Annotated in this window: 30 protein-coding genes; 5 read left to right on the top strand and 25 right to left on the bottom strand. The window is 36.7% G+C overall.

The window, feature by feature from the left end:
* Positions 1–39 precede the first annotated feature (39 nt).
* The gene (locus RGB74_RS07545) at positions 40–468 is read left to right on the top strand and encodes an HIT family protein (RefSeq protein WP_310762373.1); all 429 of its coding nucleotides are present in this window, start codon (positions 40–42) and stop codon (positions 466–468) included.
* 38 nt (positions 469–506) lie between these two features.
* On the opposite strand, the gene RGB74_RS07540 is transcribed toward RGB74_RS07545, so the two are convergent.
* The 6 genes from RGB74_RS07540 to RGB74_RS07515 form a co-directional block, all read right to left on the bottom strand.
* Positions 507–872, bottom strand: coding sequence for a DUF308 domain-containing protein (locus tag RGB74_RS07540; RefSeq protein ID WP_310762372.1), 366 nt, complete (start codon positions 870–872; stop codon positions 507–509).
* Between the two features lie 138 nt (positions 873–1,010).
* Positions 1,011–1,223 (bottom strand): DUF1540 domain-containing protein, encoded by a 213-nt coding sequence (locus RGB74_RS07535; RefSeq protein WP_310762371.1) that lies wholly within the window; start codon positions 1,221–1,223, stop codon positions 1,011–1,013.
* Between the two features lie 65 nt (positions 1,224–1,288).
* Positions 1,289–1,714 carry a Fur family transcriptional regulator gene (locus RGB74_RS07530; protein ID WP_310762370.1) on the bottom strand — a complete coding sequence of 142 codons (426 nt, stop codon included), beginning with the start codon at positions 1,712–1,714 and terminating at the stop codon, positions 1,289–1,291.
* The gene (locus RGB74_RS07525; protein ID WP_310762369.1) at positions 1,711–2,559 is read right to left on the bottom strand and encodes a metal ABC transporter permease; all 849 of its coding nucleotides are present in this window, start codon (positions 2,557–2,559) and stop codon (positions 1,711–1,713) included. The genes RGB74_RS07530 and RGB74_RS07525 overlap by 4 nt, the downstream gene beginning before the upstream one ends.
* 12 nt (positions 2,560–2,571) lie before the next feature.
* On the bottom strand, positions 2,572–3,348 hold the full coding sequence (locus RGB74_RS07520) for a metal ABC transporter ATP-binding protein (protein WP_310762368.1): 777 nt from the start codon (positions 3,346–3,348) through the stop codon (positions 2,572–2,574).
* Positions 3,349–3,474: 126 nt separating this feature from the next.
* Positions 3,475–4,122 carry an HAD family hydrolase gene (locus tag RGB74_RS07515; RefSeq protein WP_310762367.1) on the bottom strand — a complete coding sequence of 216 codons (648 nt, stop codon included), beginning with the start codon at positions 4,120–4,122 and terminating at the stop codon, positions 3,475–3,477.
* Positions 4,123–4,620: 498 nt separating this feature from the next.
* Between RGB74_RS07515 and RGB74_RS07510 the strand changes: the two genes are divergently transcribed.
* Both RGB74_RS07510 and RGB74_RS07505 read left to right on the top strand, forming a co-directional pair.
* Positions 4,621–5,880, top strand: coding sequence for an NCS2 family permease (locus tag RGB74_RS07510; protein WP_310762366.1), 1,260 nt, complete (start codon positions 4,621–4,623; stop codon positions 5,878–5,880).
* A 101-nt stretch (positions 5,881–5,981) separates the two neighbouring features.
* On the top strand, positions 5,982–6,242 hold the full coding sequence (locus RGB74_RS07505; RefSeq protein WP_310762365.1) for a DUF2624 family protein: 261 nt from the start codon (positions 5,982–5,984) through the stop codon (positions 6,240–6,242).
* 97 nt (positions 6,243–6,339) lie between these two features.
* On the opposite strand, the gene RGB74_RS07500 is transcribed toward RGB74_RS07505, so the two are convergent.
* Together RGB74_RS07500 and RGB74_RS07495 are read right to left on the bottom strand one after the other, a co-directional pair.
* A complete protein-coding gene (locus tag RGB74_RS07500) occupies positions 6,340–7,230 on the bottom strand; it encodes a deoxyribonuclease IV (protein ID WP_310762364.1) in 891 nt (296 codons plus the stop codon).
* 25 nt (positions 7,231–7,255) lie between these two features.
* Positions 7,256–8,536: a DEAD/DEAH box helicase gene (locus tag RGB74_RS07495; protein WP_310762363.1), complete on the bottom strand. Its 1,281-nt coding sequence runs from the start codon at positions 8,534–8,536 to the stop codon at positions 7,256–7,258.
* 177 nt (positions 8,537–8,713) lie between these two features.
* On the opposite strand from RGB74_RS07495, the gene vrrA reads away from it, so the two are divergent.
* Both vrrA and RGB74_RS07485 read left to right on the top strand, forming a co-directional pair.
* Positions 8,714–9,337 carry a VrrA/YqfQ family protein gene (gene vrrA, locus RGB74_RS07490; protein WP_310762362.1) on the top strand — a complete coding sequence of 208 codons (624 nt, stop codon included), beginning with the start codon at positions 8,714–8,716 and terminating at the stop codon, positions 9,335–9,337.
* Between the two features lie 112 nt (positions 9,338–9,449).
* On the top strand, positions 9,450–10,394 hold the full coding sequence (locus RGB74_RS07485; protein ID WP_310762361.1) for a 4-hydroxy-3-methylbut-2-enyl diphosphate reductase: 945 nt from the start codon (positions 9,450–9,452) through the stop codon (positions 10,392–10,394).
* 36 nt (positions 10,395–10,430) lie between these two features.
* Here the strand turns inward: RGB74_RS07485 and RGB74_RS07480 are convergent, their stop codons facing one another.
* The 17 genes from RGB74_RS07480 to RGB74_RS07400 form a co-directional block, all read right to left on the bottom strand.
* A complete protein-coding gene (locus tag RGB74_RS07480) occupies positions 10,431–11,552 on the bottom strand; it encodes a Nif3-like dinuclear metal center hexameric protein (protein WP_310762360.1) in 1,122 nt (373 codons plus the stop codon).
* Positions 11,549–12,250: a tRNA (adenine(22)-N(1))-methyltransferase gene (locus RGB74_RS07475; protein WP_310762359.1), complete on the bottom strand. Its 702-nt coding sequence runs from the start codon at positions 12,248–12,250 to the stop codon at positions 11,549–11,551. Before RGB74_RS07475 ends, RGB74_RS07480 begins: the two co-directional genes overlap by 4 nt.
* 115 nt (positions 12,251–12,365) lie before the next feature.
* Entirely contained in the window at positions 12,366–12,710 is a 345-nt protein-coding gene (gene cccA, locus RGB74_RS07470) for a cytochrome c550 (protein ID WP_310762358.1), read from the bottom strand.
* Between the two features lie 224 nt (positions 12,711–12,934).
* Positions 12,935–14,551 carry an AMP-binding protein gene (locus RGB74_RS07465; protein WP_310762357.1) on the bottom strand — a complete coding sequence of 539 codons (1,617 nt, stop codon included), beginning with the start codon at positions 14,549–14,551 and terminating at the stop codon, positions 12,935–12,937.
* A gap of 29 nt (positions 14,552–14,580) precedes the next feature.
* The gene (locus tag RGB74_RS07460; protein ID WP_310762356.1) at positions 14,581–15,720 is read right to left on the bottom strand and encodes an acyl-CoA dehydrogenase family protein; all 1,140 of its coding nucleotides are present in this window, start codon (positions 15,718–15,720) and stop codon (positions 14,581–14,583) included.
* 258 nt (positions 15,721–15,978) lie between these two features.
* A complete protein-coding gene (rpoD, locus tag RGB74_RS07455; protein ID WP_310762355.1) occupies positions 15,979–17,109 on the bottom strand; it encodes an RNA polymerase sigma factor RpoD in 1,131 nt (376 codons plus the stop codon).
* Between the two features lie 42 nt (positions 17,110–17,151).
* Positions 17,152–18,960 (bottom strand): DNA primase, encoded by a 1,809-nt coding sequence (gene dnaG, locus RGB74_RS07450; RefSeq protein ID WP_310762354.1) that lies wholly within the window; start codon positions 18,958–18,960, stop codon positions 17,152–17,154.
* A gap of 60 nt (positions 18,961–19,020) precedes the next feature.
* Entirely contained in the window at positions 19,021–19,509 is a 489-nt protein-coding gene (locus tag RGB74_RS07445) for a YaiI/YqxD family protein (protein WP_310762353.1), read from the bottom strand.
* 379 nt (positions 19,510–19,888) lie between these two features.
* Positions 19,889–20,704: a pyruvate, water dikinase regulatory protein gene (locus RGB74_RS07440; RefSeq protein ID WP_310762352.1), complete on the bottom strand. Its 816-nt coding sequence runs from the start codon at positions 20,702–20,704 to the stop codon at positions 19,889–19,891.
* A 17-nt stretch (positions 20,705–20,721) separates the two neighbouring features.
* Entirely contained in the window at positions 20,722–21,366 is a 645-nt protein-coding gene (locus RGB74_RS07435) for a transcriptional regulator CcpN (RefSeq protein ID WP_396136055.1), read from the bottom strand.
* 98 nt (positions 21,367–21,464) lie between these two features.
* Positions 21,465–22,214, bottom strand: a complete 750-nt coding sequence (gene recO / locus RGB74_RS07430) for a DNA repair protein RecO (protein ID WP_310762350.1) — start codon at positions 22,212–22,214, stop codon at positions 21,465–21,467.
* Between the two features lie 40 nt (positions 22,215–22,254).
* Positions 22,255–22,398 carry a YqzL family protein gene (locus RGB74_RS07425; RefSeq protein WP_310762349.1) on the bottom strand — a complete coding sequence of 48 codons (144 nt, stop codon included), beginning with the start codon at positions 22,396–22,398 and terminating at the stop codon, positions 22,255–22,257.
* A 98-nt stretch (positions 22,399–22,496) separates the two neighbouring features.
* Positions 22,497–23,405, bottom strand: a complete 909-nt coding sequence (gene era / locus RGB74_RS07420) for a GTPase Era (RefSeq protein ID WP_310762348.1) — start codon at positions 23,403–23,405, stop codon at positions 22,497–22,499.
* Positions 23,398–23,796: a cytidine deaminase gene (locus RGB74_RS07415; protein ID WP_310762347.1), complete on the bottom strand. Its 399-nt coding sequence runs from the start codon at positions 23,794–23,796 to the stop codon at positions 23,398–23,400. Before RGB74_RS07415 ends, era begins: the two co-directional genes overlap by 8 nt.
* 32 nt (positions 23,797–23,828) lie before the next feature.
* Positions 23,829–24,197: a diacylglycerol kinase family protein gene (locus tag RGB74_RS07410; protein ID WP_396136029.1), complete on the bottom strand. Its 369-nt coding sequence runs from the start codon at positions 24,195–24,197 to the stop codon at positions 23,829–23,831.
* Positions 24,194–24,631 (bottom strand): rRNA maturation RNase YbeY, encoded by a 438-nt coding sequence (gene ybeY, locus RGB74_RS07405; protein WP_396136054.1) that lies wholly within the window; start codon positions 24,629–24,631, stop codon positions 24,194–24,196. The genes RGB74_RS07410 and ybeY overlap by 4 nt, the downstream gene beginning before the upstream one ends.
* Positions 24,632–24,660: 29 nt before the next feature.
* Positions 24,661–26,781, bottom strand: a complete 2,121-nt coding sequence (locus RGB74_RS07400; RefSeq protein ID WP_310762345.1) for an HD family phosphohydrolase — start codon at positions 26,779–26,781, stop codon at positions 24,661–24,663.
* Positions 26,782–26,850 lie beyond the last annotated feature (69 nt).

Here is a 26,850-nt window from a genome sequence, read left to right as displayed (position 1 = left end):
TTAATATAAAATACCAATTTAATCATCGGATGTGTATAAATGGAATGTTTGGGATGTAATTTAGCAAATAAAAACGAATCAGTATACGTCGTTTATGAAAATAATTATGTTTGTTGTTTTTTAGATCATGATCCATACAACGATGGCCATGTGTTAATATTGCCGAAAAAACATTTTAAAGAGGCTGCAGACCTTGATGAAAGTACTGCCGATTCAATCATGAAAGCGTCTATTCTAATATCAAAGGCAGTACAAAAAATGTTTAATCCAGACGGTATTACGATATGCCAAAACGGCGGGATTTTTGATGAGTTAACTCATTATCATATGCACGTTGTACCAAGATACAAAAATCAGTCATTTTCCACTTTTTATTTAGAAAATGAATCCGGTTCAATAACAGAAAAAACTGACTTAACTGTAATAAAAACAAAACTGCGTGACGCTATAAGTGAAATAACAAAATAAAGAAGGAGCCAATAGCTCCTTCTTAGCTCCTTAATACATTAAAAGAACGGTGCAAAAAATAAGGAGATTAGAATCGAAGCAATACCGATTCCGATTGCCCAATTTCCAAAAGTATGTGCCCCTTGTCTTCGAGCAAAAAAACCAACGATGATACCAGCTGCACCAAACAATACAGGGATGATAAATAAAGATAGAACAGAGAGTATGATGGCGATCACGCCCGTTGCTTTCCCACCTTCTCTTTCATGTCTTTCTTCATCATCAATTCTGTGATCCCTTTCAGCAAAACGCGGATGTTCGTTTTCCGGATAAGTTAGATCACTTCTAAGCGGTGCTACTTCAGCTGCTGTTTCTTCCCTATATTCACTATCATTAAAATCGTTTGTATTTCTTTCATCTGCCATTTCAATTCCCTCTCTTTCAGCTTTAAGGAGCGTTCTTATTATGGCTTTAATAGAGATTTTTCATAGATGTTAAGATATGGACATCTCAAAAAAATCACTAATAAAAGCAAAAAAAGCCCCTGAATAGAGGCTTCTTAATTAATGTTTTGCTCTAAACGTATGGCAGCAAGTTTCAGCAGTATCTTCAGCACGGTCTTTGTGAGAAGCATCACCTTGGAGACTTCCATCCGCACTCATGTCATATGCATTATTTGCATGTCTGTCAATTTCCACCAAAATCGCATCTGCCACACAGCTGTTTCCTTCTCCCCAATAAGTGCAGTTTGAGACATTACATTTTACTTCTGGCATAAAAAAACCTCCTTTCTTATTAGCTTGGCTAAAAAAAGGAGGAGCATACTTAAAAATAAATTTATTTAGTTCTTACATTCACCGCAATATCCATAAACCTCAAACTTATGCCCCGTCACATTAAAACCGCTTAATTCACTGTTTAGCACTTCCATTGGACATGTATGAATTGATTTCGTACTTCCGCAGGTTAAACAGATCAGATGATGATGGTGTTCATTGTGAGAACAAGTAAACCTGAATTTTCTTTCCCCTTCCCACTCTGTTTCTTCAAGTAATCCGAGATCGACAAAGGTGGTTAAGTTTCTATAAATCGTATCAAAGCTTAGTCCTGGATATTGTTCCTTCAATCCTTCCTGAACTTCTTTCGCAGAAAGGTATCTTTTTTCTTCAGCAAAAAGTGTGAGAAGGTCTTTTCTTTTTTCAGTATGTTTAAAGCCTTTTTTCTTTAAAAGTTCCATTGCTTCTGCTATTGAAAGATCGTATTTCATGAATGCGCCGCCTTTCGTGAACTCGTGAACTTTTTATAAAATATACAAACACATAAAATGATGACGAGACAAACAACAATGGTACCGCCAGAAGCAAGATCTAAATAATACGACAAAAACATTCCTGAAATAACCGCAATCTCTCCAAACAGTATGGATAACCAGATCGTTTGTTTAAAGCCTTTTGCAATTCTAATACTTGCAGCAACAGGTAAAGTCATAAGAGAAGAAACAAGAAGAATTCCAACAATTTTCATGGAGGCAGCGATGACTAATGCTGTGATGGCCATAAAAGCAATTAATATCCAATTGCTCCTTATTCCAGATAACTTTCCTTGTTCTTCATCAAATGAAAGGACAAATAATTCTTTATACATAAAAAAGACAAATAAGAGGACGATGATTAAGATTGCAAAAACGGTTATAACATCAGATTGTTTAACAGCAATGATACTCCCAAATAAATAGTTGAATAAATCAGTGTTAAACCCATCTGCCATCGATATAAAAATGACACTTAAACCGATACCAGCAGACATAATAATCGGAATAGCCAACTCTTCATAATGTTTATACACCTTGCGCAGCTGTTCGATAAATATGGCGCCTGCCACAGAAAATAACATGCCAAAGTAGATGGGATTAGCTGAAGCAAAGAATACGGACCACTTTCCTAACAATAAATTAGCTGCTATTCCCGCAAGAGTGATATGGGAAAGAGCATCGGCTATCAGCGCCTGTCGTCTAACTACAAGAAACACCCCTAAAACTGGTGCAAGAAGTCCTACCATAATCCCTGTTAAAAATGCATTTTGTAAAAATTCATATTTTAAAAAAGGTAACATGTATTTATCCCCTTAATCATGATCATGGTCATGGTGAAGGACATGGACATGATGTCCATAAAATGCAGAAATGTTATCCAACGAACCTTCTTCAAATTCTTGAGTATTTCCATGAAAATGTATTTGTTTATTTAAACAGGCTACATCCGTAACATAATCTGTCATAACACCAACATCGTGTGTGACCAAAACGAGAGTCATTTTTTTTTCTTGATGCAGCTGTTTTAGCATTTTATAGAACGATGCTGATGACTCTGCATCGACTCCAACCGTGGGTTCATCTAAAATCAACAGTTCGGGATCACTGGCAAGAGCTCTGGCAATAAAGATCCGCTGCTGTTGTCCCCCAGAAAGCTCTCCAATATTTCTACCGGCAAATTTCTCCATATTAACAGCCTTTAAGGCAGACCATACTTTTTGTTTGTCAGAGTCTTTCAGGAAACGAAAAAGCCCTACCTTCCCAAATAGCCCCATTGAAACCACTTCGAATGCTGTGGCTGGAAAAGCTGTATTAAAACTATTTGCTTTTTGGGATACATATCCGACTTTATCCCATTTATTAAATTTATTTACTTTTTCCCCAAACAAATGAACACTGCCATTCTGGGGTTTTTGGAGTCCTAATAGACATTTAATTAATGTAGATTTCCCAGATCCATTTGGTCCAACAAGTCCTAAAAAAGAACCTTGTTTTATTTTCATTGTCACATGTTCCAATACGTTTTTCCCTCCATAATGGAATGACAAATCATTTATTGTAACAGCTGGGATTTGTAATTTTTCATCCAAGGCAAATCTCCCCTAAAAATTGATAAGTAGTAATGAGTACGATTTAGACTGTCTCATAGTATACACGAAAAAATAAGAAAGTAAAACAACATGTCCGCTAGACATGCTGTCATGTTTAAATAAGATCTACTCATTAATGAGACTTTTCACAATTTGCAACAGCATAGATGGCTTCACGATTACATCAGCTGCCTCCAAGTATTTTTCACTCAGTGTTGTTTCCACTGCCAAACAAAGCGCACCTGCTTTTTTAGCAGATTCTATTCCAAGCGGTGCATTTTCTATAACAAGCCATTCTGAAGGGTTGTAAGAAAAATGACTCATAGCTTTTTCATATGGTTCTGGTAATGGCTTCCCGTGATTAACATCATCACCTGAGATCACATAATGAAATTCAAAAGAAAGTGTTTTCAATACTTCGTCAACAAATTCCCTTCTGCTTCCTGTTACTAAACAGCAAGGTATATTTCTTTCTTTTAAATAGTGCAGTAAACTTATCGTTTCTTTAATAAATGTGTATTTAGCGTGCTTTTTAAAATATTTCCTTTTTTCTTTATAGATATCTTCTATTTCTTGTTCTGCAGCGTTTACTTCAAAAGTATCAAAAATATCTTGAATCGTTTGTTTTCCAGGCATTCCTTCTCTCAGATAAAACTCTATTTCTTCATGATGGAATCCTTTTTCTTTAAATGAATGGAGCCATGCTTCTACATGATGAGGCATTGTATCGACTAGAACTCCATCCATATCAAAGCATACTGCTTTAATTTTCATTTCTATTACCTTCCTTTATTGACATGGGTTTTCTTTTCAAATAAGTCTGTTTGCGTAACCATTACTGCTGTTATAAGTGGTTGATTTCCGCTCTAGGATGCCCACTTTCCGCTGCCCGGGCGGTGAGCCACGGTAGATGAAGATCCATATTGAGGAAGCATGTGTGCACCTGCGTCTGCAAGCAAATCAACATCGAAAGGCTCCTCGTCGCATGCCTTGCCAGAAGGATCCTCAGGGGAAAAGGCACGCTGTTCCTAGTCTGAGCCTCGTACTTTACGCTCCAATCATCTTGACAATGAAGTCTATTAGAAAATAATTTAAAAGCAACAATTTTTAGAAAAAAAGCTTAATATATAAAGTAAAAAAACAAATCACTTTAATTGCTTTATTTGTTTATAAAAACATTTCCTAGCCTTGTTGCCTCTTTTCATATATAATCATTTCTGGCAGGTTTCTGCTGGGTGGGAGAGGGTTTTTTTAGATTTTAGAGAGGAACACATGAAACAAAATTTCGTTTCGATCAAAAAAGAAGTACTTGCAGGTTTAACATCGTTCTTTACAATCGCTTATATTATTATCGTTAATCCATTAATATTAGCAGATGCTGGCATGCCGTATGAAGGTGTTGTAATTGCAACGATTTTAACTTCTGTTGTTGGATGTTTAATAATGGGACTTTATGCAAATGCTCCTATCATTTTAACACCAGGTATGGGAGTTAATGCATTTTTTACCTATACGATTGTTCAAGGAATGAATTTAAGCTGGCAGGAAGCTCTTGCTGCAGTAGTCATTTCAGGAATATTATTTATGATCACTGCTTCAACACCGCTGAAAGATATACTATCAAGAAGCATACCTCAGTCTTTGAAGCATAGTATTACTGTCGGTATCGGATTGTTTTTAACATTTATCGGACTTCAGAAAGGCGGTATTATTGAAGCAAGTTCTGCGACCTTTGTTAAGTTAGGGCATCTCAATAATCCAGATGCAATTTTAACAATTGTCGGGCTTGTTTTGACACTGACTTTGTTTGCAAGAAATGTTAAGGGCAGTTTTCTTATTGGTATTGCTGTAACAACAATTGTTGGATTCTTGATGGGTCACAAACAGCAAGTAACAGGAATGTCTGACGGGTTTTCATTAAAACCTTTTGGTGAGCTTCTGTTTGCTTTCGATTTATCAGGAATTACTGAACTTTCATTCTGGATTGCAACTTTTTCACTTACAATGATTATTACCTTTGAAAATATGGGTTTATTGTATGGTTTGCTTCCCGATCAAGAAAAATTTCCAAAAGCATTTCAAGCAAATGCTGCATCATCAATCGTATCTGGATTATTTGGAACAAGTCCAACAATCTCGACGGTCGAGAGTGCATCGGGAATAACTGAAGGCGGAAGAACAGGTATCACGAGTATCACCGTTGCTATTTTATTCCTTGGAACGCTGTTTGCAGCACCGTATATTGCTTATATTCCTGATGGAGCCATCGCGCCTGTATTAATAATCATCGGCGGATTGATGGTTCAGCAAATTCAGCACATTCCTTTAGCTGATTTTACTGAAATGTTTCCATCATTTCTCATAATCGCATTAATACCGTTAACATACAGTATTGTTGATGGACTTGCGTTCGGGTTTATTGCTTATCCATTGATAAAGTGGGTAACAGGACAAAAGAAACAAGTCCCAGTTACGATGTATGTAATAGCTTTCTTGTTTTTTATGAACTTTGTACTTCATACAATTGTATAAAAAGAATTAAAAGACTTTGGATTATTCCAAAGTCTTTATTTTTTTAGCACTTTCTCTTCTCTTGACTCATAGAATGAAAAAGTCAGGAGGGGATTTTTCCTATGAATCCAATTATCGCCCATTTCGTAAATCAAAAATTGAATTCAATAAGCCCGAAGGAATTGATTTCACTTGCTGCACAATACCAGCTTCCGATTACTCAAAGAGAAGCAGAACAGATTGTAGCTATCCTACGAAGGCAGACAATTGACATTAACAATCAAACTCAGCGCAAACAAATAATCGCAACAATCGCAAAAGAAGTTAGTCCTGAAAAAGCGAATTATATTCAATACTTAATCCAAACGTATATTGACAGATAGGTTCTATTAAAAAAACCGCACAAGAGTGCGGTTTTTTTAATAGAAATTGTGGGTTTTTATGCGTGAAACTAACCGTCGATTATACATTGATCTTTAATTAAGACAACAATTTGTTTTGAAGTTCTGCATCAAATTCTTTTCGTTTAATCATTTCAATTTCTAATTGATATGGAGCTTTTTTATTATTCTTGTCCGTTCCAACATAAGGAGTTTCTAAAATTTTGGGTATGTCTTTGAACTGCTTATGATGAACAATATAATTTAAAGCGTCAAAACCGATATGGCCAAAACCAATATTTTCATGTCTATCTTTTGATGCTCCGCAAATATTTTTACTGTCATTAATATGAAAAACCTTGATTCTGTCAATACCGATCGTTTTATCGAATTGATTTAATACCCCATCAAAATCGTTAACAATATCATACCCTGCATCATGAGTATGACAAGTATCAAAACATACAGACAGTTTTTCATTAAGAGTTACACCCTCGATGATCTGTGCTAATTCTTCGAAAGATCTCCCGCACTCCGAACCTTTACCTGCCATAGTTTCCAATGCAATTTGAACGTCTTGTTCTTTCGTAAGAACTTCATTTAAACCTTCAATAATTTTTTTAATTCCTGCTTCACTGCCTTCGCCAACATGTGCACCAGGATGAAGAACAATTTGCTTAGCCCCTAAAGCACCAGTACGTTCAATTTCACTTCTTAAAAAATCTACACCCAGCTGAAAAGTCTCAGGCTTAACGGCATTACCAATATTAATAATATAAGGAGCATGAACAATGATATCGGTTATACCGTTTTCGAGCATATGCTTAGTGCCCGCTTCAATATTCAGGTCCTCTATTTTCTTACGTCTAGTGTTTTGAGGTGCACCTGTATAGATCATAAAAGTATTCGCACCATATGAAACAGCTTCTTCACTCGCAGCCAAAAGCATTTTTTTGCCGCTCATTGAAACATGTGAACCAATTTTAACCATACTTATCCCTCTCCCCAGTGAAACTTTATTTCTGATTTCTTCTACTCTTCTTCATTAATTTTTTCTTTTGTTCGTCAATTTTCTTTTTATATCCCGGTTTCACCTTTCTTGGCTTAGGAACATAAACACTGTCTTGTGGTTTGGTACTTGTCTTTTCTCTCTGCTTAACAGCAACCCACTCACCGTTTTTATATTGTTCAAACTGAAAGCTAATCTTTTTTTCTTTTAGCTTTTGAACAGCATGCTGGTCTGTTGGTTCAAATAAAGATGCGCATATTCCCGACATTCCAGCCCGGCCTGTTCTTCCTGCACGATGGATATAGAAGTCGAGGTCTTTCGGGAATTCGTAATTAATAATATGGCTAACACCTTTTATGTCGATACCTCTAGCTGCAAGATCAGTAGCAACTAGAAATTGAAATTCTGCTTTTTGAACACGTTTCATAATGTTTTTTCTTGTTCGAGGCGGAATATCTCCATGCAAACGTTCTACGCTCAGCCCTTCACCAGCCATAGCGTCAGCGATTTCATCGACTGTTTTTTTCGTATTCGCAAAAATGATAGCAAAAAACGGATTAAAATCTTTTGCTGTTTTAATCAGCATCGTTAATTTATCTTTGTGCTTCGTTTCAAGTAGAACATGCTTAATATCTTTAGCTGTAACATGTTGGGGCTCAACATGAACATGTTTAGGATTCTTCATATATTTTTTCAAGAAAGGCTGCAGCTTTTCAGGAACAGTTGCTGAAAATACCATCATTTGCAGTTCGTTCGCCATTCTGGATGCAATATGGTCTACATCTTCAATAAAGCCCATATCGAGCATTTGATCTGCTTCATCAACAACAAGCATATTAGCAGTGTAAACAACTAGTTCTTGTGCTTTTACAAGATCATTAATCCGTCCAGGAGTACCAATAACAAGCTGAGGTACTGATTTAAGTTTTTCAGCCATTCTCTTTCTATCCGTACCGCCTACGATTGCTTTAGCACGGATTTGTGCTTCTTCAGGCATCTGTTCTGAAATCTTCAAAAACTCATTATAGATTTGTTGAGCCAATTCTCTAGTTGGAGCTGTGATCACTGCTTGTACTTCATCTTTGTTGTTATCAATTCTATGCATAAGAGGAAGTAAGAAAGCAAACGTCTTTCCTGAACCAGTTTGAGATTGCCCGATCATATCCTGTCCATTAATAATTCCAGGAATTACACGTTCCTGAATATCTGTTGGTTTTTTAAATCCTATTTTCATTAGAGCATCTTGCAATGATTCATTTATTTTTAACCGTTCGAACGGAGTTTTCATAAGTTCACCTTTTCTTTAAGATCAAATTCTGTTCACTTTTAGTATTATAGATTAACTTTTGCTTTTCCGCCAATGTTCCTTAGATAAAACAATGAAAACCGGGATAAATATCACACAAGTTTGACAGAATTTCATATTCTGTATATGAGCGTATTATTATGGAAAGGAGGAGGAATTATGCAGCCTTATTACAGATATCCAACTCAGCCGCAACATCCTATGCAGCCCTTTCAAGTCAATCCGCACATGTACGGCATGAATAGAATGCCCGGGATGACTGCAATGCCGCCTCATCCCGGATCTGTCGACCGATTCCTAGGTAGTATTGGCAGTGGCGGGATGACAGGCGGCACGAATGTATTTACGATGTTAACAAACGTGCAGAAAGTCTTAAAAGTTGCTGAAACGATGGGACCAATGATAAAACAATATGGTCCTGCAATGAGAAATCTTCCATCTTTAATGTCTGCTTTTAAGGACTTCCAATCTGGGGGATCTAGTAAAACGGACGATGATTCTGCAAGTCCAGAAACCTCCAAAAAAGCTGAGATAAAAGAGAAAAATCAAGATAAAAAAGAACATACTGAACTCAATAAACAAAGTAAAGAAAAAAAGGAAACCAAAGAAAAAAAGGAAACCAAAGAGAAAAAAGAGAATAGCGCTGCTTCAGAGCCCGAATCTGAAAAGAAACATTCAAGACAATCACAAAAAAGGTCACCATCTACAAAAACAGTACCCTCGTATCCACAATCTAAGAAGCCTAAAGGGTATCATCTTTCAGGACCAAAATTGTATGTGTAAGTATTGTGTTTGAGTTCTTTTGCTCTCTCCTTTATAATTGAATTACAGAAATAAAATCTCCCGAGACAGCGCATTCTGTGCTGTCTTTTATATGGTAAAGGAGAGGTATACCATGGAAATTATAAAAATTTCACCAAGAGGGTATTGTTACGGAGTTGTAGATGCTATGGTGATGGCTCGCCAAGCTGCTAAGGATCCTACCCTTCCAAGACCGATATATATATTAGGTATGATTGTTCATAACAAACATGTAACTGATGCTTTTGAAGAAGAAGGTATCATTACACTTGATGGGAATAACCGATTAGATATCATTCGAAAAATTGAATCTGGCACAGTTATCTATACTGCTCACGGAGTTTCACCAGAAGTAAGAAGAATTGCTTTAGAAAAAGGATTATATGAAATTGATGCAACTTGTCCAGACGTTACGAAAACACATGACTTGATTCGCGAAAAAGAAAAAGAAGGATATGAGATAGTTTATATCGGAAAAAAAGGACACCCTGAACCAGAAGGGGCAATTGGCATAGCACCGCACATCGTCCATCTTGTAGAAAATGTTGGCGATCTGGATCAGCTTCAAGTAAATAGTGAAAAGTTGCTGATTACAAATCAAACGACAATGAGCCAATGGGACGTTGCTGAACTTATAAAACGTTTATTAATGAAGTACCCACATGCAGAAGTTCATAAAGAAATTTGTCTCGCTACACAAGTTCGCCAAGAAGCCGTAGCTGGTCAAGCGGGTGAATGTGACTTAGTTCTTGTCGTCGGCGACCCAAGAAGCAATAATTCAAATAGACTTGCCCAGGTTTCAGAAGAAATTGCAGGTACGCCAGCATACAGAATCTCAGATGTTTCTGAAATAGATCTTGATTGGCTAAAAGGTGTTAAAAAAGTAGGAATCACATCTGGTGCTTCTACTCCAACACCAATTACTAAAGAAGTAATAGACTTCCTTCAAAAGTACGATGAAAATAACCAAGAGACATGGGAAAAAGAACGTAAAGTAACATTAAATCGCATATTACCAAAAGTAAAAGAAAAAAAATAAAAAATCTGGTCTGCCTTGACGGACCAGATTTTTTATTTACATAAAAGTAAATGGTTCTGTAACGATTTTAGATTCGAGTACAGCTGTTACATATTTTCGTTCAGCCAGTTCATGTTCCAGAACTCGTTTCAGCTCCGATTTCATGATCCTTTCAATGTGGTGTCCTGCATCAACTATCGTTAGACCTTCAGCCTGTGCATCATGTGCATTATGATAATAAATATCTCCGGTGACTAATACATCTGCCCCTTTTCTTGCTGCTGGATAAATATATTTATTTCCGTCGCCCCCTACTACTGCTACCTTTTTTATAGAATGGTTATGACCTTTTACCACTCTGATATTTTTAATTCCAAAGGCTTTCTTAACATGTTCGGCAAATTGTTCGATATTCATTTCATTTTGGAGTAAACCAATCTTTCCAATTCCAAGCTCATTGCCCTTATTTATTAAAGGATATAAATCGTAAGCCACTTCTTCATAAGGATGTGCTTTTTTCATTGCTGAAATGATTTGGTTTTGAAATTTCAAAGGAAGTATAGTCTCAATTTTTATTTCTTCTGTTTTTTCAAGCTTTCCCTTTTCTCCTATGTATGGGTTGGTACCCTCTAACGGCGTAAATGTTCCAAATCCATTAGATGAAAAAGTACAATGGCTGTAATTTCCTATGTGGCCTGCACCTGCATTTCCGATTGCCTGTCTCACAGCCTCACTATGTGATGAGGGTACAAACACACTCAGTTTCACTAACTGTTCTTCATAGGTTGGAGAAAGAACTTCTGTCTGTTGGAGCTGTAAAGCGCTTGACAGCCAATCATTCACGCCTGACGCCGTAACATCTAAATTCGTATGAGCTGCATAAACAGTAATTTCATTTTTAATGAGTTTCTCAATTATTCTTCCTTGTGATGATTCCGTATCAATTTTTTTTAATGGGCGATACAGTAAAGGGTGATGAGCAATAATTAAATCAATCTCTTCTTGAATAGCCTCATCTACAACACTTTCCAATACATCAAGTGCGATCATTACTTTATGAACAGGTTTATTTAATGAACCAATTTGCAATCCAATCGGATCGCCTTCAATAGCTAATTTTTTTGGCGCAAAACTTTCAAGCAGTGAAATGATAAACTGCCCGTTAGCCGTTTTCGTCATTCCATCCACTCCTTTACATATTTTATATTGTTTATTAATTCTTCTTTTTTGCTATCAGATGTTACATTTTTAGCATTCTCCATTTGAGTTAAAATAGCATTCCATAGCTTAACTTCCCCTGACCATTTTTCCTTAAATGCTTTGTTTTGATTTCTTATTAAATAAGGACCCAGCAGCAATTCTGCTTCTTTTTTATTTGTGTATGGCTGTTTTCCTTCACGGTCAGCAATAAGTATTTCATATATTTTACCGTCCTCAGACAAAATTTCTTCAGCAATAAGCACCCAGTTTTCTTTTAAAAGCCATTTTCTAACCGTTTTCGCCCCTACATTCGGCTGTAAGATTAGCCTTTTAGTTTTACCCAGTTTTAATTTACCATTTTCAAGAATAGAGGTAATAAGTGCTCCTCCCATACCGCATATGGTAATGACTTCAGCTTCGTCTTCTTGAAGAACTGATAATCCGTCTCCTTTTCTAACTTCAATAACCTTATTTAGCTCGTTTTGTTTTACTTGTTGTTTTGCTGACAAAAATGGTCCATCTGTAATCTCTCCAGCAATCCCTTTTTTTATCGTATTTTTCAATCCTAAATAACAAGGTAAGTAGGCATGGTCAGACCCGATATCTGCTAATACAATTCCTTCAGGTACATATGATGCTACTCTTTCAAGTCTATTGGACAATTTTTCAGAATTCACTATAATCACCACTTCTTTATATTCATTTGTTCTACTATTTTAATCATTATCTATTCTTTACTGCAACACATAAAAAAAGCTTCTTGTTATAAAGAAACAAGAAGCTTTTTTTATTTTATTTTTTTTCTGAAAGCCACTTCACAACTATTTTTGCTTCTTCACCTTTGATTACACCTGCTGGCATTCCGCCGCTTTTACCGTTTTTAACGATTTCAGCAATTTCTTTTTCAGAATATTTGCCGCCAATGTTGGCTAGTTTAGGACCTACTCCACCTTCAAGATTCTGTCCGTGACAAGAAGAACAGTTTTGTTTGAAGATAGCTTGTGGATCCATAGCAGCCTTATCTTTATTTTCGCTTGCTTGGTGTATATTATTTACACCATATCCGCCCATTGTAAGCATGAGAATAATTCCAATAACTCCAATAATTGCAAAAGGAATGAGTGGATTACGCTTCATTCAAATTCCTCCTTCGTCTGTATCACACATTTGTTGTTTTCAAAACTCTTATTATGTATTAATAATCCATTTTCTATTGTACTTTAAAAGCGTTTACTTGGGAAGGGCAAACTATATATTTCCCTGTTTTGTCACAAGATATAACAATTTTATATTTTTTGTATGAATACTGGACATTTTAAAAAAAATGAGCCAAAGCTTTTTTTGCTTTTGGCTCATCTTTTTCATGAAAAACTCACTGTTAAAGCCTCTAACGCTTGTTCTCTCAGCTTATATTTTTGTATTTTTCCAGAAGCTGTCATAGGATATTCATCTAGAAACAAGTAGTATTCCGGAATCTTAAAATTAGAGATTTTTCCGCTGCAATACGTTTTTAATTCTTCTGCTGAAACTTTATATCCTTTTTTCAACTGAATACACGCTGCTACTTTTTCTCCAAATTTTTTATCCGGTACGCCAATTACCTGGACATCCAAGATAGCTGGATGAGCATATAAAAACTCTTCAACTTCTCTCGGATAAACATTTTCCCCGCCGCGTATAATCATATCTTTCAATCTGCCTGTAATTCTGAAATATCCTTCCTCATCTACAGTTGCTAGATCACCAGTATGAAGCCATCCTTCTGAATCAATTGCTTCTGCAGTAGCTTCCGGCATTTTGTAATAACCCTTCATCACGTGGTACCCTCTTGTACAAAGCTCACCTTGTTCACCTATTTTTACTTCTTTATTCGTAACAGGATCGACTACGATCGCTTCAACTTGAGTATGTTTTTTACCGACAGTCTCCACCTTTCTCTCAATTGAATCATCCGTTCTGGTTTGCGTGATGACTGGGGAAGATTCAGTTTGACCATAGGCAATCGTAATTTCTGACATGCCCATTTTTTCGATAACTTTTTTCATAACTTCTATTGGACAAGGTGAACCTGCCATTATTCCAGTTCTGAGTGAACGTAAATCATACTTTTCAAATTCAGGAAGATTTAACTCTGCAATAAACATTGTTGGTACACCATGCAGTCCTGTGCATTTTTCTTTTTGAACTGTTTCTAATACTTCCTTAGGATCAAACTGAACAACTGGAACCATTGTTGCTCCTATAGAAACAGCTGCCATCACGCCAAGTACACATCCGAAACAATGAAAGAAAGGCACTGGGATGCATAATCTGTCATTGTATGATAGATTCATACTCTCAGCAATCTGTCTTGCATTATTTACTATATTATAATGTGTCAGCATAACACCTTTCGGAAATCCTGTTGTGCCAGAAGTATATTGCATGTTAATAACATCATTATAATGAAGAGAACCTTCTCTGTTTTGCAGTTCTTCATCGCTGATCGATTCACCCATAGCAAGAATGTCATCAAAGCATTTATAATTGGCATCATCTTTCCTGTCAAGATGAATGAAATGTTTGAGCAAAGGAAACTCATCCATTCTATTCTTAACGCTATCGACCATTTTCCGATAAGATGTTGAACGAAATTCTTCAATAAAAAACAACGCTTTTGTGTCAGATTGTTTTAGCAAATAATCCAATTCTGCCTCTTGATAGTTGGTATTTACTGTTACTAATACTGCTCCAGCTCGTGCTGAACCAAATTGCAATAGAAGCCACTCTGGAACATTCGTTGCCCATATTGCAATATGATCCCCCTTTTCAATTCCCATTGCCATTAAACCTTTTGCAACTTTTGATGTTAACTCATAAAACTCCTGATAGGTGTATCGAATTCCAAGTTTACTGTAAACAATCGCTTCATGTGCCATGTTTTTTTCAGCTTGTTTTTTTAAACAATCTCCAACAGTTACCTGCAACAACTCAGCCATTAGTTACCCCCATCATCTGTTTTAGGATATTAGCAGCCAATCTCTCTTGCAATGACGATTCTCTGAATTTCAGATGTTCCTTCTCCAATTTCAAGCAGCTTGGCATCTCTAAAATAACGCTCAACATGGTAATCTCTCATATATCCATTACCGCCATGTATTTGTACAGATTCTGAACAAATTTGCATACATGCTTCGGATGCATACAATTTGGCCATGGAAGCTTCTTTTGAAAACTTCTTTCCTTGGTCTTTTAACCAAGCTGCTTTATATACCATCATTCTTGCAAGTTCTATTTTCATGGCCATATCAGCAAGTTTAAATTGAATCGCTTGGAATTTTGAAATAGATCTTCCAAACTGTTTACGTTCTTTTGCGTAAGATAAGGCTTTATCATAAGCTGCCTGTGCGATTCCAACTGCCATGGCACCAATACCTATTCTTCCTCCGTCTAATGTGACTAAGAACTGTTTAAACCCGTCTCCGCGCTTGCCTAATAAATTTTCTTCAGGTACTCTTACATCTTCCATAAATAATTCAGTTGTATTTGAAGAATGCAGCCCCATTTTTTCATAATTATCAATTACACGAAATCCTGCAGCATCTGTTGGAACAATAATAGCGGAAATTTCCTTATTATCTCCATTTCTATTGGTAACCGCAGTCAAAGCTAAATGCTTTGCATAACTTGCATTCGTGATATAGCACTTACTCCCGTTAATTGACCACTCACCATTATTCAGTACAGCTGTCGTTTCTGTTCCTCCAGCGTCTGAACCGGCATTTGGCTCAGTCAATCCGAATGCACCAAAGGATTCCCCAGAACAGATAGGAGTAAGATATTTCTCTTTTTGTTCATGTGTACCAAATAAATTTAAAGGTGCACCGCCTAAAGAAACGTGAGCTGAATATGTAATACCTGTTGAACCGCAAGCCCTGCTTAACTCTTCAACAGCAATAGCAAAACTGATCGTGTCTGCACCCCCGCCTCCATATTCTTCTGGAAACGGTAATCCCATCATGCCTAATTTAGAAAGTTTTTGAAAAATTTCTAAAGGAAATTCTTTATTCTTATCTCTTGCTTCTGCTCCTGGAGCAACAACTTCATCGGCAAATTCTCTCATCATTTTTTGAATCATTAGCTGCTCTTCTGTTAAAGTAAAATTCATTGTTGTTTCCCACCCTTTAATTATTTACGCCCATCCTGTATGCGCTTACAATTTAATTATAGATATAAATGCTGAATTTTTACAAGATTTAAACGATTTTAAAATTTAATTTAAACAGTCTCCTTAGCGAAATTCTATCTATTGAGAGGTATTTAGGATGGAAATCTGATTTTGGTGATTTGCAATGAGGTGGAATAAAAAGTAAAATAAATGAAACGGCAGAGAAAAATAAAAAAGCCTGCCATATAGGCAAGCTCTTTATTCTAGAAAATCCTTAAGTCTTTTGCTTCTGCTAGGATGGCGCAGTTTGCGAAGTGCCTTTGCTTCAATCTGACGGATACGCTCTCGAGTTACACCAAAAACTTTTCCTACTTCTTCTAGGGTACGAGTTCGGCCATCATCAAGTCCAAAACGTAATCGTAGGACGTTTTCTTCACGATCAGTCAGTGTGTCCAGTACATCTTCAAGTTGTTCTTTTAATAGCTCATACGCCGCTGCTTCAGAAGGAGCAAGTGCATCCTGATCTTCAATAAAGTCACCAAGATGGGAATCATCTTCTTCACCAATAGGCGTTTCCAGTGATACAGGCTCTTGAGCAATTTTTAATATTTCACGAACCTTTTCAGGAGTTAATTCCATTTCTGCCCCGATTTCCTCAGGTGAAGGTTCACGGCCCAAATCTTGAAGAAGCTGACGCTGTACGCGGATTAATTTGTTGATCGTTTCAACCATATGGACAGGAATACGAATCGTACGAGCTTGGTCAGCAATTGCACGGGTAATCGCTTGACGAATCCACCAAGTAGCATACGTACTAAATTTAAAACCTTTATCATAGTCAAACTTTTCAACAGCTTTAATTAATCCCATGTTACCTTCTTGAATGAGATCGAGAAACAGCATACCGCGACCTACATATCGTTTTGCAATACTTACAACGAGTCGCAAGTTTGCTTCTGCAAGCCGGCGTTTTGCTTCTTCGTCCCCGTCTTCAATTCTTTTCGCCAATTCGATTTCCTCATCGGCAGAAAGAAGGTCAACACGGCCAATTTCTTTCAAATACATACGTACAGGGTCATTTATTTTCACTCCAGGAGGAACACTTAAATCATTAAGATCGAATTCTTCCTCGTCTTTCTCCATTTCGAACTTTGGATCTTCATCATCATCACTTTCATCTGAAGCTTCAGCTACTTCTATACCTTGTTCTTCAAGATAATGATAGAATTCATCCATTTGATCAGAATCTTGTTCAAATGGTGCTAGTTTCCCTGTAATTTCTGTATATGTTAGCTGACCTCGCTTTTTACCTGCTTCAACTAACTGCTCTTTTACTTGATCGATGGTCAATTCGCCTTCCGTCCCTTGACGGTTTGGTTTTTCAGCCATTCGATCCCCTCCTTCCAAAACTTCAACCATCCTATATCCCGATTATTTAAGAGATCGTTTCATTCTCATAATTTCTTGGGCAATTTGGGCTGCCAGTTTTATTTCGTTCCTTTGCATTGCGCTTTGCTGCTGTCTCTCTTTTTCTTGTATTTCACGCAATAAAGGATAGCTTGAAATAATTCGAATATAATCAGCAAGCTCGTGTTCATTAAGTTCATCACTGATCGTGAGCATTGCTAATTCTGATGCAAGTTTTCTTAATTTGTCGTCATCAATCCGCTGCATGACTAACCCTACATTGGGTTTATTTCCTTCTTCATAAAAGGCGTACAAATATGCAGCGATTGCATTATGTTCTTCCACATTAAAGCCATTTCCCAGCTTTTCTTGAATTAGAAATGCTGATTCTTCACTTTTAAGCATGTGTGCAAGAACAATTCGTTCTGCATTCAAATTTCTCGGCAATAAAGACTTCTGCAAAAGTGTTTGTATTCTAAAATTATTATCCCGCTTTTTTGGGCTGTTATCCTTTGACCTTTGCTGTTGCTTGAAAGTCTGTGTTTGCTGCTGCTTTAATGCATCTAACGACAAATTAAATTCTGAAGCAATTTGCCGGAGATAGTGATCTCTTTCAACTGCTTTTGGAAGACGGGCAATCTCATTGATAATCTCTTCGATGTAGATCATTCGTTCTCCTTCATCTCGAAGATTTTTACCACGTCTATAATATTGTATTTTAAACGCCATTACTGTTAGACTAGCCCCTATTATATCTTTTAGAAACGATTCGTCCCCATACTTATTGATATAGTCATCAGGATCCATCCCATCTGGCATTTGAGATATTTTCACCGTGCAGCCTTGCTTTACCAATATTTCAGATGCTCGAAAAGCTGCTTCTACACCTGCTCTGTCAGAATCGTAGCAGATTGTGACAGATTGAACATTTCTCCTCAAAATGGCAGCGTGATCTTCTGTTAAAGATGTACCTAAAGTTGCTACTCCATTCGTTACGCCAGCTCTGAATGCAGAAATAGTGTCAACATAGCCTTCGAATATAACAGCATGCTGCTTCTGCCTCATTTCGGACCGTGAAAGATTCAATCCATAAAGTGTCTTACCTTTATGGAAAATCTTTGATTCTGGACTGTTCAAATACTTTGGTTCATCATTGGCATCTAAAACCCTGCCACCAAAAGCAACTACAGTCCCCGTACGATCCCAGATTGGAAACATGATCCTATTTCGAAATCGATCATATGGTTTTCCGTCTGATTGACGTTTACCAATCAGACCTGCTTTTTCAGCAGATGAAATATCTAACTCTCGTTTTTCGATAAAGCGTGATGCTGTTTCCCAGGAATCGGGTGCAAATCCTATCTGAAATCGTTCAATGGATTCTCGTGTGAATCCTCGTTTTTCAAGATAATCTAATGCTGGTCTTCCCTGTTTGGTGTGGAGTAAACAATGATGGTACAATTTAGCCAATAATTCATGAATCTCGGCCATTGTTCTTTTTTCATCAGTACCTTTAACGGAGTAATTTTGCTGATTGATTTGAGGCAGTTCAATAGCGCTTTTCTTTCCTAAATGAGATATAGCCTCAATAAAGGAATATCCTTCAATGTTCATTAAAAAAGAATAAACATTTCCTCCAGCTCCGCAACCGAAACAGTGATAGATCTGTTTGTCGGGTGAGACAGAAAATGATGGTGATTTCTCCCCATGAAATGGACATAATCCAAAATAATTTCTGCCTTGTTTCTTAAGAGGAACATAATCACTTATCACGTCCACAATATCATTGGCAGACCTGATCTTTTCTATTAAATCTTCTGGAATCCGTTCCATTTTACCACCACAAAATCTATTGTTTCATATTGATACTAGATATATATTCGTGTCAGAATGTTATTTTCCTTCAACATTCGACAGGATTTCGCAAAAAACTGTAGAGAATCTTTCCGCATCCTCCTTCGTGAATTTTGCAGGACCTTTCGAATGGACACCTGAACGTCTCGCTTTAGCTGAAAGATAACGTTCATGAAGCACTCGCTCCATTTCATCCTCTTGAAAGTGTTTCCCTCTAGGAGTAACAACATAAACCCCTTTTGGCAAAAGTAAACTTGCCAAAGCATGATCTTGTGTAACCACAATATCATTTTTCTTTGAATGATTATGTATGTACATATCCACTTCTTCTGGTCTTGCATCAACCAGTATCCATTTGCCTGGTTGATCAGAATGACTCGCATGAGCAAAAGAAGTAACAAAGATGGGTTCAAAATGGAATTCTTTTGAACAATTATGAATCACATCTTTTATTAACACGGGGCAAGCATCTGCATCAATGTAAACATTAAATTTTTTCATAATCATATGTTCTACTTTTCCTGTCATTCTCCTGCATTTCATTGTATTTGTCGAAAAATAGCATAGTAAATGTATCACTATTTTGGTCAAACTTATTAATTTTAATCACAATTTATAATTATAATAAAAACCTTATGATATTACCAGTAAAAAGATTATAATTATTTGCTGAATACGATGTGATTTCCCGCTTAACATTAATTAGTTTCTTCATTTAGAAGCAAGAAGGTCGAGGAAGTGAAATTTTCGAGGCGCGGATTGTAGTTAATCCTATATGAGCACTGAGAAAGTGATGCAACTGCGATTATCGGTGCAACTCGCAGTTTTCGTGCAAGTTTTGCTCGTTACTGACAAAGAAATTCACCGCTTATCAATGAACAAACAAAAAAGCGCAGATTACTGCGCCCTATTTATAAGATTTACCTTGAAAAAGATTATAGATTACGTTTGCTGATTCCTCAACGGCTTTATTAGATACTTCAACTACTCTGCAGCCGATTCGATCTACTATTTTATTAAAATAAACCAATTCCTGCTTAATTCTTTCCATGTTGGCGTAATTGGCTTCAGAGTCTAAACCAAGTGCTTTTAACCGTTCTCGCCTTATATCGTTCAATTTTTCCGGACTGATTCTTAAGCCGAAACATTTCTTTGGTGAGACTTTAAACAATTCTTCTGGCGGCTCAACCTCGGGAACGATCGGTACATTAGCTACTTTTAGACGTTTATGTGCTAAATATTGAGAAAGCGGCGTTTTGGACGTTCTTGAAACTCCAATAAGAACAACATCTGCCTTTAAAATGCCACGAGGATCTCTGCCATCATCATATTTTACTGCAAATTCAATAGCCTCTACTTTTCTAAAATATTCATCATCCAGCTTATGAACAACACCAGGCTCATATCGAGGTACTTGATTTAGCCATGATTGCAGCTGATTCATCATTGGTCCCATTATATCGACCGTTGGAATTCCGTAACGGGCAGCTTGCTGAGCCACGTATTTGCTCACTTCTGGAATAACAAGTGTGTATGCAATTATCCCATTATGATCTTTTGCCAAAGAGATTACTTCATCGATTGTTTCTTTATCTTCAACGTAGGGAACCCTCTTAATTTCAATACCGTTTGAATTAAACTGACTTGCCGCTGCTTTAACAACTAATTCAGCCGTTTCTCCAACTGAATCTGATATGATATATACGATTGGACGTCCTGTCATTTCGGCCTCCCCATTTATTAAAGTATTTCATCATGAGCAAGCTCAACTAGAGCTTTTGTAATATTCGTCTTAGTGATTCTTCCTACAACTTCAAGTCCGCTGCCTGTTTGTGAATGTTTCACCACTGGCAGTCCATCAATCTGCTTATCAATTAATATGTGAGCAATATCCAGTAGAAAGTCGTCTTTATAACAATACGTGATGTTTGGCATTCTTGTCATTATAATATTAATTGGTATGTTGTTAATTTCCTGTTTCCCCATACTTGCACGCAATAAATCTTTTCGAGAAACAACACCAACAAGATGTCCGTTTTTATTGATAATATACAGAGCACCTACATCTTCTAAAAACATCGTACATATGGCTTCGTACACAGTAGATGATTCTTGAACAAGCACAGGCATTGATGTAAATTCAGCTACTTTAATTTTTTTAATCTTTTCTGTTAGCAGCTGTGAGCCTGTCTTTCCTGTGTAAAAATAGCCTACTCTTGGCCTTGCATCTAGATAACCAGCCATTGTCAAAATTGCTAAATCTGGTCGTAAAGTAGCTCTGGTCAAATCAAGCTGGTCTGCGATATGTTCCCCGGTAATCGGGCCATGATCTTTAACGATTTCAACTATCTTTTGTTGTCTCTTATTAAGTTCGATCTTGTACACCACCCTTGCCGCATCCAATGTGTCATACTTATTTTTATTATTATAACTTATTTGATACTTAAATAGCACTAAAAAAACTGTAAAGATAACTTTACAGTTTAATCGGATAATTGATCAAGTTGTTTTAAAAATTTCTTAGATTTTAGAAAGACACCTGAATATTCATCCATATAGGCATCAAACAAAGTCCTCAATTCACGTTTTGTTTCTTTTTTTAAAGTAACATTTCCGAGTCTTGCCAGATCAAAATCATAAAACATGTGCAGCAAACGGACAGCGCTTGAAGAAATATTCATCCTGTATGGATCCTTGTATGCGCATCTTTCACAAAGAAAACCTCCTTCTCTTATCGAGAACGAAAAGTTACCTTCCATTTTACCGCAAGATACGCACTTGCTAAGTTCCGGAACGATTCCAGCTGTTTTCATCATTTTGATTTCAAATAAAAAGGTTATGACCTCTGGATCAATACCATGGTCAATATATTCCAAGGCTTGCTTTATCCAGCCAAATAGATCTGGTTTCAAGTCATTTTCTGTTGTTAACCGGTCAAGCAGTTCAGATAAATAGGCAGCATATGCTGTTTTTACGAGGTCTTCACGTATCCTTCTAAAAGACGAGAGAGCTTCTCCTTGCTGCAGTGTACCTAAACCTTTATTCGTTCTTTGAAAAACAAATATACCATATGTAAATAATTGCGTAATGGAAGTGAAGCGGCTTTTTGGTTTTTTCGCCCCTCTTGCCATTACGCCTATTTTTCCCAATTCTTTTGTGTACAGTGTAATAATCGTATTTGATTCACCATACGGAATGGTTTTTATGACTATTCCTTCTACTTTATAAAGCATAGTATTTCACCATCCTGAAAGTAAGATGGCAACCCGTTATTTAATGAAAAGGAGGATCCTCAAGAGGCTCTTCAGAAAGAATAACTGCAGATCTTGCTGTTATTTCATGGTCTAGCTCTTTGTATAACAAATAGGTATCAATATTGCCTGTTTCACAGAAAACTTTCCATGTAAACTCTTTCATAATTATTGACACACCTTTCTATTTGTTTTTTCTCCTGATATAACTAGGTTGACCTTGGGAGTTAAATTTCATGTCAAGGAAATATTAACAGTTTTTTATCAATAATCGTCTTCGTTGAAACCGAATTCAGCAAGCTGTTTCTGGCGGTTTCTCCAATCCGTCTGAACTTTAACATAAAGTTCTAAAAATACTCTGGATCCCAGAAGTGTTTCAATATCAGCTCGTGCCCGTTTTCCAATTTCTTTTAGCATCTTTCCTTGTTTACCAATAATGATTCCTTTTTGAGATGAACGTTCAACAATAATCGTCGCATTTACAAAGACTACATTCTTTTCTTCGCGTACTTTCATTTCCTCAATAACGACAGCTACAGAGTGGGGAATTTCTTCACGAGTAAGATGAAGAACTTTTTCGCGAACTAATTCTGCTGTAATGAATCGTTCAGGATGGTCCGTTACTTGGTCTTCTGGATAAAATTGTGGACCTTCTTCCATGTAAGAAACAATCTGGTTCAGCAATGTATCCACATTATTTCCGTTTAACGCTGAAATTGGAACGACTTCTTGTACATCTAATTTATTCCGGTACATATCAATCAATGGCAGCAAATTGTCAGGGTGAACCTTGTCAATTTTGTTCACTACCAAAAACACTGGATTCTTTACATTTTGTAGTCTGTCAATGATGAATTGATCTCCTCGACCATAGCCTTCCTCAGCATTAATAACGAATAAAATCAAGTCTACTTCATTTAGTGTCTGCTGTGCTGTTCTAGTCATAAAATCACCGAGTTTATGCTTTGGCTTGTGAATGCCTGGTGTATCGATGAAAATAACCTGCGCTTCTTCTGTTGTATAAACGGCTTGAATTTTATTTCTCGTCGTTTGCGGTTTATCACTCATTATGGCGATCTTTTGTCCAATAACTTGATTTAACAAAGTTGACTTTCCGACATTAGGTCTCCCGATAATCGTAACAAATCCAGATTTATAGCCTTCTTTAATCATTCAAATCCTCCGGTGAAAAAGCTCCAGGCAGCAATTCTTTAACTTTAAGCTCCTGCACGTCCCCATTTAAATTAGTTAAATACACGGGCATTTCAGGAGGGCATAATTCTGAAATTACTTGACGGCATGCACCGCAAGGAGGTACAGGTCTCTTCGTATCTGCTACGACAGCAATTGCACTGAATTTAGTATCGCCTTCTGTGTATGCTTTAAATAAAGCCGTTCTTTCTGCACAGCATGTGAGACTATACGCTGCATTTTCAATATTAGCGCCGTTGTAAACATTGCCATCTTCAGAAAGTAATGCTGCACCTACTTTAAATTTAGAATAAGGTACATATGCTTTTTCTCTCGCTAATTTCGCTTGTTCTATCAATTGTTCTTTGTTCATTTTATCTTCACCTTCTCAACTTTCTATGCGTATTAACGCAGGATGCTAAATATAGGTTCTATAAATAACAGTATACCGATTATAACAGCAAAAATAGAAAAAACCAAAACCGCCCCTGCAGCAGCATCTTTCGCCTGCTTTGCCAAAGGATGAACATTTTGAGTGACTAGATCTACCGTCTTTTCAACAGCAGTATTGACTAATTCCAGGGCTAGTACCATGCCTATAATGATCAACAGAATAATCATTCTAAGATTAGAAAAATCAAGTGCAATCGCTGTTAAAATAACGACTACACTTATAATGGTGTGAATTTTAAAATTTTGTTCGTTCTTAAATACAGCTACTATTCCTTCAAATGCGTATTTAAAGCTCGAAATTAACTTTTTCCACTCAATCATCTTCTCAGTCCATATTGCTCCAATATCTCTTCTTGGCGGCTAAACATTCTTTTTTCATCTTCATCATTCATATGGTCATAACCAAGTAAATGAAGCAAACCATGTACAGCAAGGAATCCCATTTCTCTATCCATGGAATGCCCAAAATCAGATGCTTGTTCTTCAGCAACTTCAACACAAATGATGATATCTCCTAAGAAGCGAGTCTCTTCTCCACCAATAATTTCGATTTCGTCTTCTCCCATTTCTTCCATTGCAAATGAGATAACATCAGTAACACTGTCTTTATCTCTATACTCTTTATTAATTTCTTGGATTCTTTCTTTTGTAACTAAAGTTACCGAGATTTCAGAAGTGCCTGTCCCTTCCATCTCTGCAGCTTTTTGAAGAACGTTCGAAATCAATTCGGCATATTCCTGACTATTTTCATCCATTTCATTTAAATATTCCACATGTAATTTTGTCATTGTTTCTCCACCTTTTTTGTTTCTTCTGGATACTCGATTCTGGAATGGAAAATTCCCTGAAGAGTTTCACTTAAAGTCTTTGCAACAGTATCGAGTTCCTTTAGAGTAAGATCACATTCATCAAACTGTCCATCTTCAAGTCTATCATTAATAATTTTTCGAATAATTTGATCTATCTTTACTGGTGTTGGTTTTGAAAGAGACCTTACTGCAGCTTCTACAGCATCCGAAATACCGATGATTGCCACCTCTTTTGTTTGAGCTTTAGGACCAGGGTAGCGAAAATCTGATTCTGACACTTCTTTTTCCGATAGCTGTGAGGCTTTATGATAGAAATATTTAAGCAGTGTCGTCCCATGGTGCTGTTCTGCAATGTCGATAATTTCTTTAGGTATTTTATTCGCTTTCAGCATGTCGGCCCCATCATATGGATGAGCGGTAATAATTGTTTTACTAAGCTGAGGAGCAATTTTATCGTGCGGATTCTCCATATTCATTTGATTTTCAATGAAGAAATGTGGCCGTTTTGTTTTTCCTACATCATGATAATAAGAACCTACCCGAGCCAATAGTCCATTGGCTCCAACTGATTCACACGCGGCTTCTGAAAGGTTGGCAACCATAATACTATGGTGATACGTCCCTGGAGCTTCCATTAGGACTTTCCGCAAAATAGGGTGATTGGGGTTGGAAAGCTCAATAAGCTTAGTGACTGATAAAATATTAAAAGATGATTCAATAACAGGCAGCAGACCCAGAGTAAGCACAGCAGAAATAAATCCTGATAGAGCTGCACAGCCAAGATCTAACCCAATCTGCCATGATGTAAACTTCCCGTTTAAAAGCAATAGTACACTAGCTACTGTTAGGATGGCTATAAAAGAAACAAAAAAACCTGCTTGAAGAATTTTTGAACGCTGCTGCGCTCTCCCTAAAAAAACAATTCCGGCTATGCCATTAAAAAGGACGTATAAACTCATAATAAAATTAAAGTTCCCTGTTGTTTGTTCATTAAAAATCAAAGCAGCACTGAGAGCAAATATAACAGTAGAAACAACTGCCAATTCTTCGTTAAACAGCATCTTAATCATCATCGCACCTGCAGCAACAGGGACAAGGTACATTAGACTTGATAACCCTGCTTCAGCACTTAAACTTACTAGTTTCATGACAACAAGTGTCAAGGTGAATAATAAAGCATATATGGTTACGTACTTTTTGAAATGCTCTTTCGCTCTTTCTTCTTTCATGAAGTAGTAAAGTGATGCCATCAAAATGAGAACAAAAATGAAGAGACCGTAATAAGGGTATGTTTTCATTTCTTGATCAAGAAGCCCAACGATTTTCAATCTTTGATAGATTTCCGGTGTAATAACCGCCCCGCTTTTTGCGAGAACTTCACCTTCTCTTATAACCACTTCTTCTACCTTGTCGCTTGCTTCTTTTCGTTTTTGCCGTGTTTTTTCCGTGTCCAATGTTTTATTTGCAATAATAAAACTTTGAGTTATCTCTTCCGCTGCGATTCTTAACCCATAGGATAAATTTCTATTATCGCGGATTAAACCAACCGCTTTATCTCTTGCATTCTCAACTTCTTCTACCTTTATCGGCTCTTTTAAGACAATATTGACCACCGAAACTGTGATTCGCTTCATGTTGCTTAATTCGCTTTCAGTTGCCTGAAACATTGCTGTTAATGTGTCTTCAGAGATATCTGAAGTATCTATGTATTGCTTTAATTGATCAACTTTCTGTTCGTAAGTTAACTGCGGTTCCTCTTTCTTCTTTTTACTTTCCGTTTCGTTGATTGTCTTTATTAAATCGATTAAATCACCTAATTGCTGAGATTGTTCATAAGCAACATCTTTATTAAAGCTATACTCATTGTTTACACTTTCTGCAGCAAGCCTTTTTTTGGCTTCTGTCTGATCTTCTAATGGAATCGTAATTGGAGATTGAATATCCCTCGGAGCTCTTTCATAGACACGTACGTCTACAACATTCGGAATAACGTTACTGACTAATATAATATATAAAATGATTCCCATAATAATAAAAGATACAGATGCTACACTTAATCTAAAATATTTCGACAGCAAGCGTCCCAGGTTGGTCAAACTTTACCACTCCTTATACTGTGAATCCTATACTAATCTTAGCAAAAGTTGGACAAATATGGTACTTCT

It is taken from the genome of Bacillus sp. NEB1478, from assembly GCF_031582965.1.
GTDB lineage: Bacteria > Bacillota > Bacilli > Bacillales > Fictibacillaceae > Fictibacillus.
The sequence above is the reverse complement of the archived record's forward strand: the minus strand, read 5'-3'. Positions and strand labels throughout refer to the sequence as shown.

Coding starts and splice junctions, on each gene's coding strand:
- RGB74_RS07415 (WP_310762347.1), bottom strand. CDS start 23,796: ATGAACAAAGAACAATTGATAGAACAAGCGAAATTAGCGAGAGAAAAA.
- RGB74_RS07495 (WP_310762363.1), bottom strand. CDS start 8,536: ATGAAAACTCCGTTCGAACGGTTAAAAATAAATGAATCATTGCAAGAT.
- rpoD (WP_310762355.1), bottom strand. CDS start 17,109: ATGGCTGAAAAACCAAACCGTCAAGGGACGGAAGGCGAATTGACCATC.
- RGB74_RS07540 (WP_310762372.1), bottom strand. CDS start 872: ATGGCAGATGAAAGAAATACAAACGATTTTAATGATAGTGAATATAGG.
- RGB74_RS07445 (WP_310762353.1), bottom strand. CDS start 19,509: ATGACAGGAAAAGTAGAACATATGATTATGAAAAAATTTAATGTTTAC.
- RGB74_RS07545 (WP_310762373.1), top strand. CDS start 40: ATGGAATGTTTGGGATGTAATTTAGCAAATAAAAACGAATCAGTATAC.
- dnaG (WP_310762354.1), bottom strand. CDS start 18,960: ATGGAACGGATTCCAGAAGATTTAATAGAAAAGATCAGGTCTGCCAAT.
- era (WP_310762348.1), bottom strand. CDS start 23,405: ATGATTAAAGAAGGCTATAAATCTGGATTTGTTACGATTATCGGGAGA.
- RGB74_RS07535 (WP_310762371.1), bottom strand. CDS start 1,223: ATGCCAGAAGTAAAATGTAATGTCTCAAACTGCACTTATTGGGGAGAA.
- cccA (WP_310762358.1), bottom strand. CDS start 12,710: ATGAAGCGTAATCCACTCATTCCTTTTGCAATTATTGGAGTTATTGGA.
- RGB74_RS07460 (WP_310762356.1), bottom strand. CDS start 15,720: ATGAATTTTACTTTAACAGAAGAGCAGCTAATGATTCAAAAAATGATG.
- RGB74_RS07480 (WP_310762360.1), bottom strand. CDS start 11,552: ATGACGAAAACGGCTAACGGGCAGTTTATCATTTCACTGCTTGAAAGT.
- RGB74_RS07505 (WP_310762365.1), top strand. CDS start 5,982: ATGAATCCAATTATCGCCCATTTCGTAAATCAAAAATTGAATTCAATA.
- RGB74_RS07510 (WP_310762366.1), top strand. CDS start 4,621: ATGAAACAAAATTTCGTTTCGATCAAAAAAGAAGTACTTGCAGGTTTA.
- RGB74_RS07530 (WP_310762370.1), bottom strand. CDS start 1,714: ATGAAATACGATCTTTCAATAGCAGAAGCAATGGAACTTTTAAAGAAA.
- recO (WP_310762350.1), bottom strand. CDS start 22,214: ATGCTTTATAAAGTAGAAGGAATAGTCATAAAAACCATTCCGTATGGT.
- RGB74_RS07525 (WP_310762369.1), bottom strand. CDS start 2,559: ATGTTACCTTTTTTAAAATATGAATTTTTACAAAATGCATTTTTAACA.
- RGB74_RS07425 (WP_310762349.1), bottom strand. CDS start 22,398: ATGAAAGAGTTTACATGGAAAGTTTTCTGTGAAACAGGCAATATTGAT.
- ybeY (WP_396136054.1), bottom strand. CDS start 24,631: ATGGATGAAAATAGTCAGGAATATGCCGAATTGATTTCGAACGTTCTT.
- RGB74_RS07485 (WP_310762361.1), top strand. CDS start 9,450: ATGGAAATTATAAAAATTTCACCAAGAGGGTATTGTTACGGAGTTGTA.
- RGB74_RS07410 (WP_396136029.1), bottom strand. CDS start 24,197: ATGATTGAGTGGAAAAAGTTAATTTCGAGCTTTAAATACGCATTTGAA.
- RGB74_RS07465 (WP_310762357.1), bottom strand. CDS start 14,551: ATGGCTGAGTTGTTGCAGGTAACTGTTGGAGATTGTTTAAAAAAACAA.
- vrrA (WP_310762362.1), top strand. CDS start 8,714: ATGCAGCCTTATTACAGATATCCAACTCAGCCGCAACATCCTATGCAG.
- RGB74_RS07440 (WP_310762352.1), bottom strand. CDS start 20,704: ATGACAGGACGTCCAATCGTATATATCATATCAGATTCAGTTGGAGAA.
- RGB74_RS07515 (WP_310762367.1), bottom strand. CDS start 4,122: ATGAAAATTAAAGCAGTATGCTTTGATATGGATGGAGTTCTAGTCGAT.
- RGB74_RS07500 (WP_310762364.1), bottom strand. CDS start 7,230: ATGGTTAAAATTGGTTCACATGTTTCAATGAGCGGCAAAAAAATGCTT.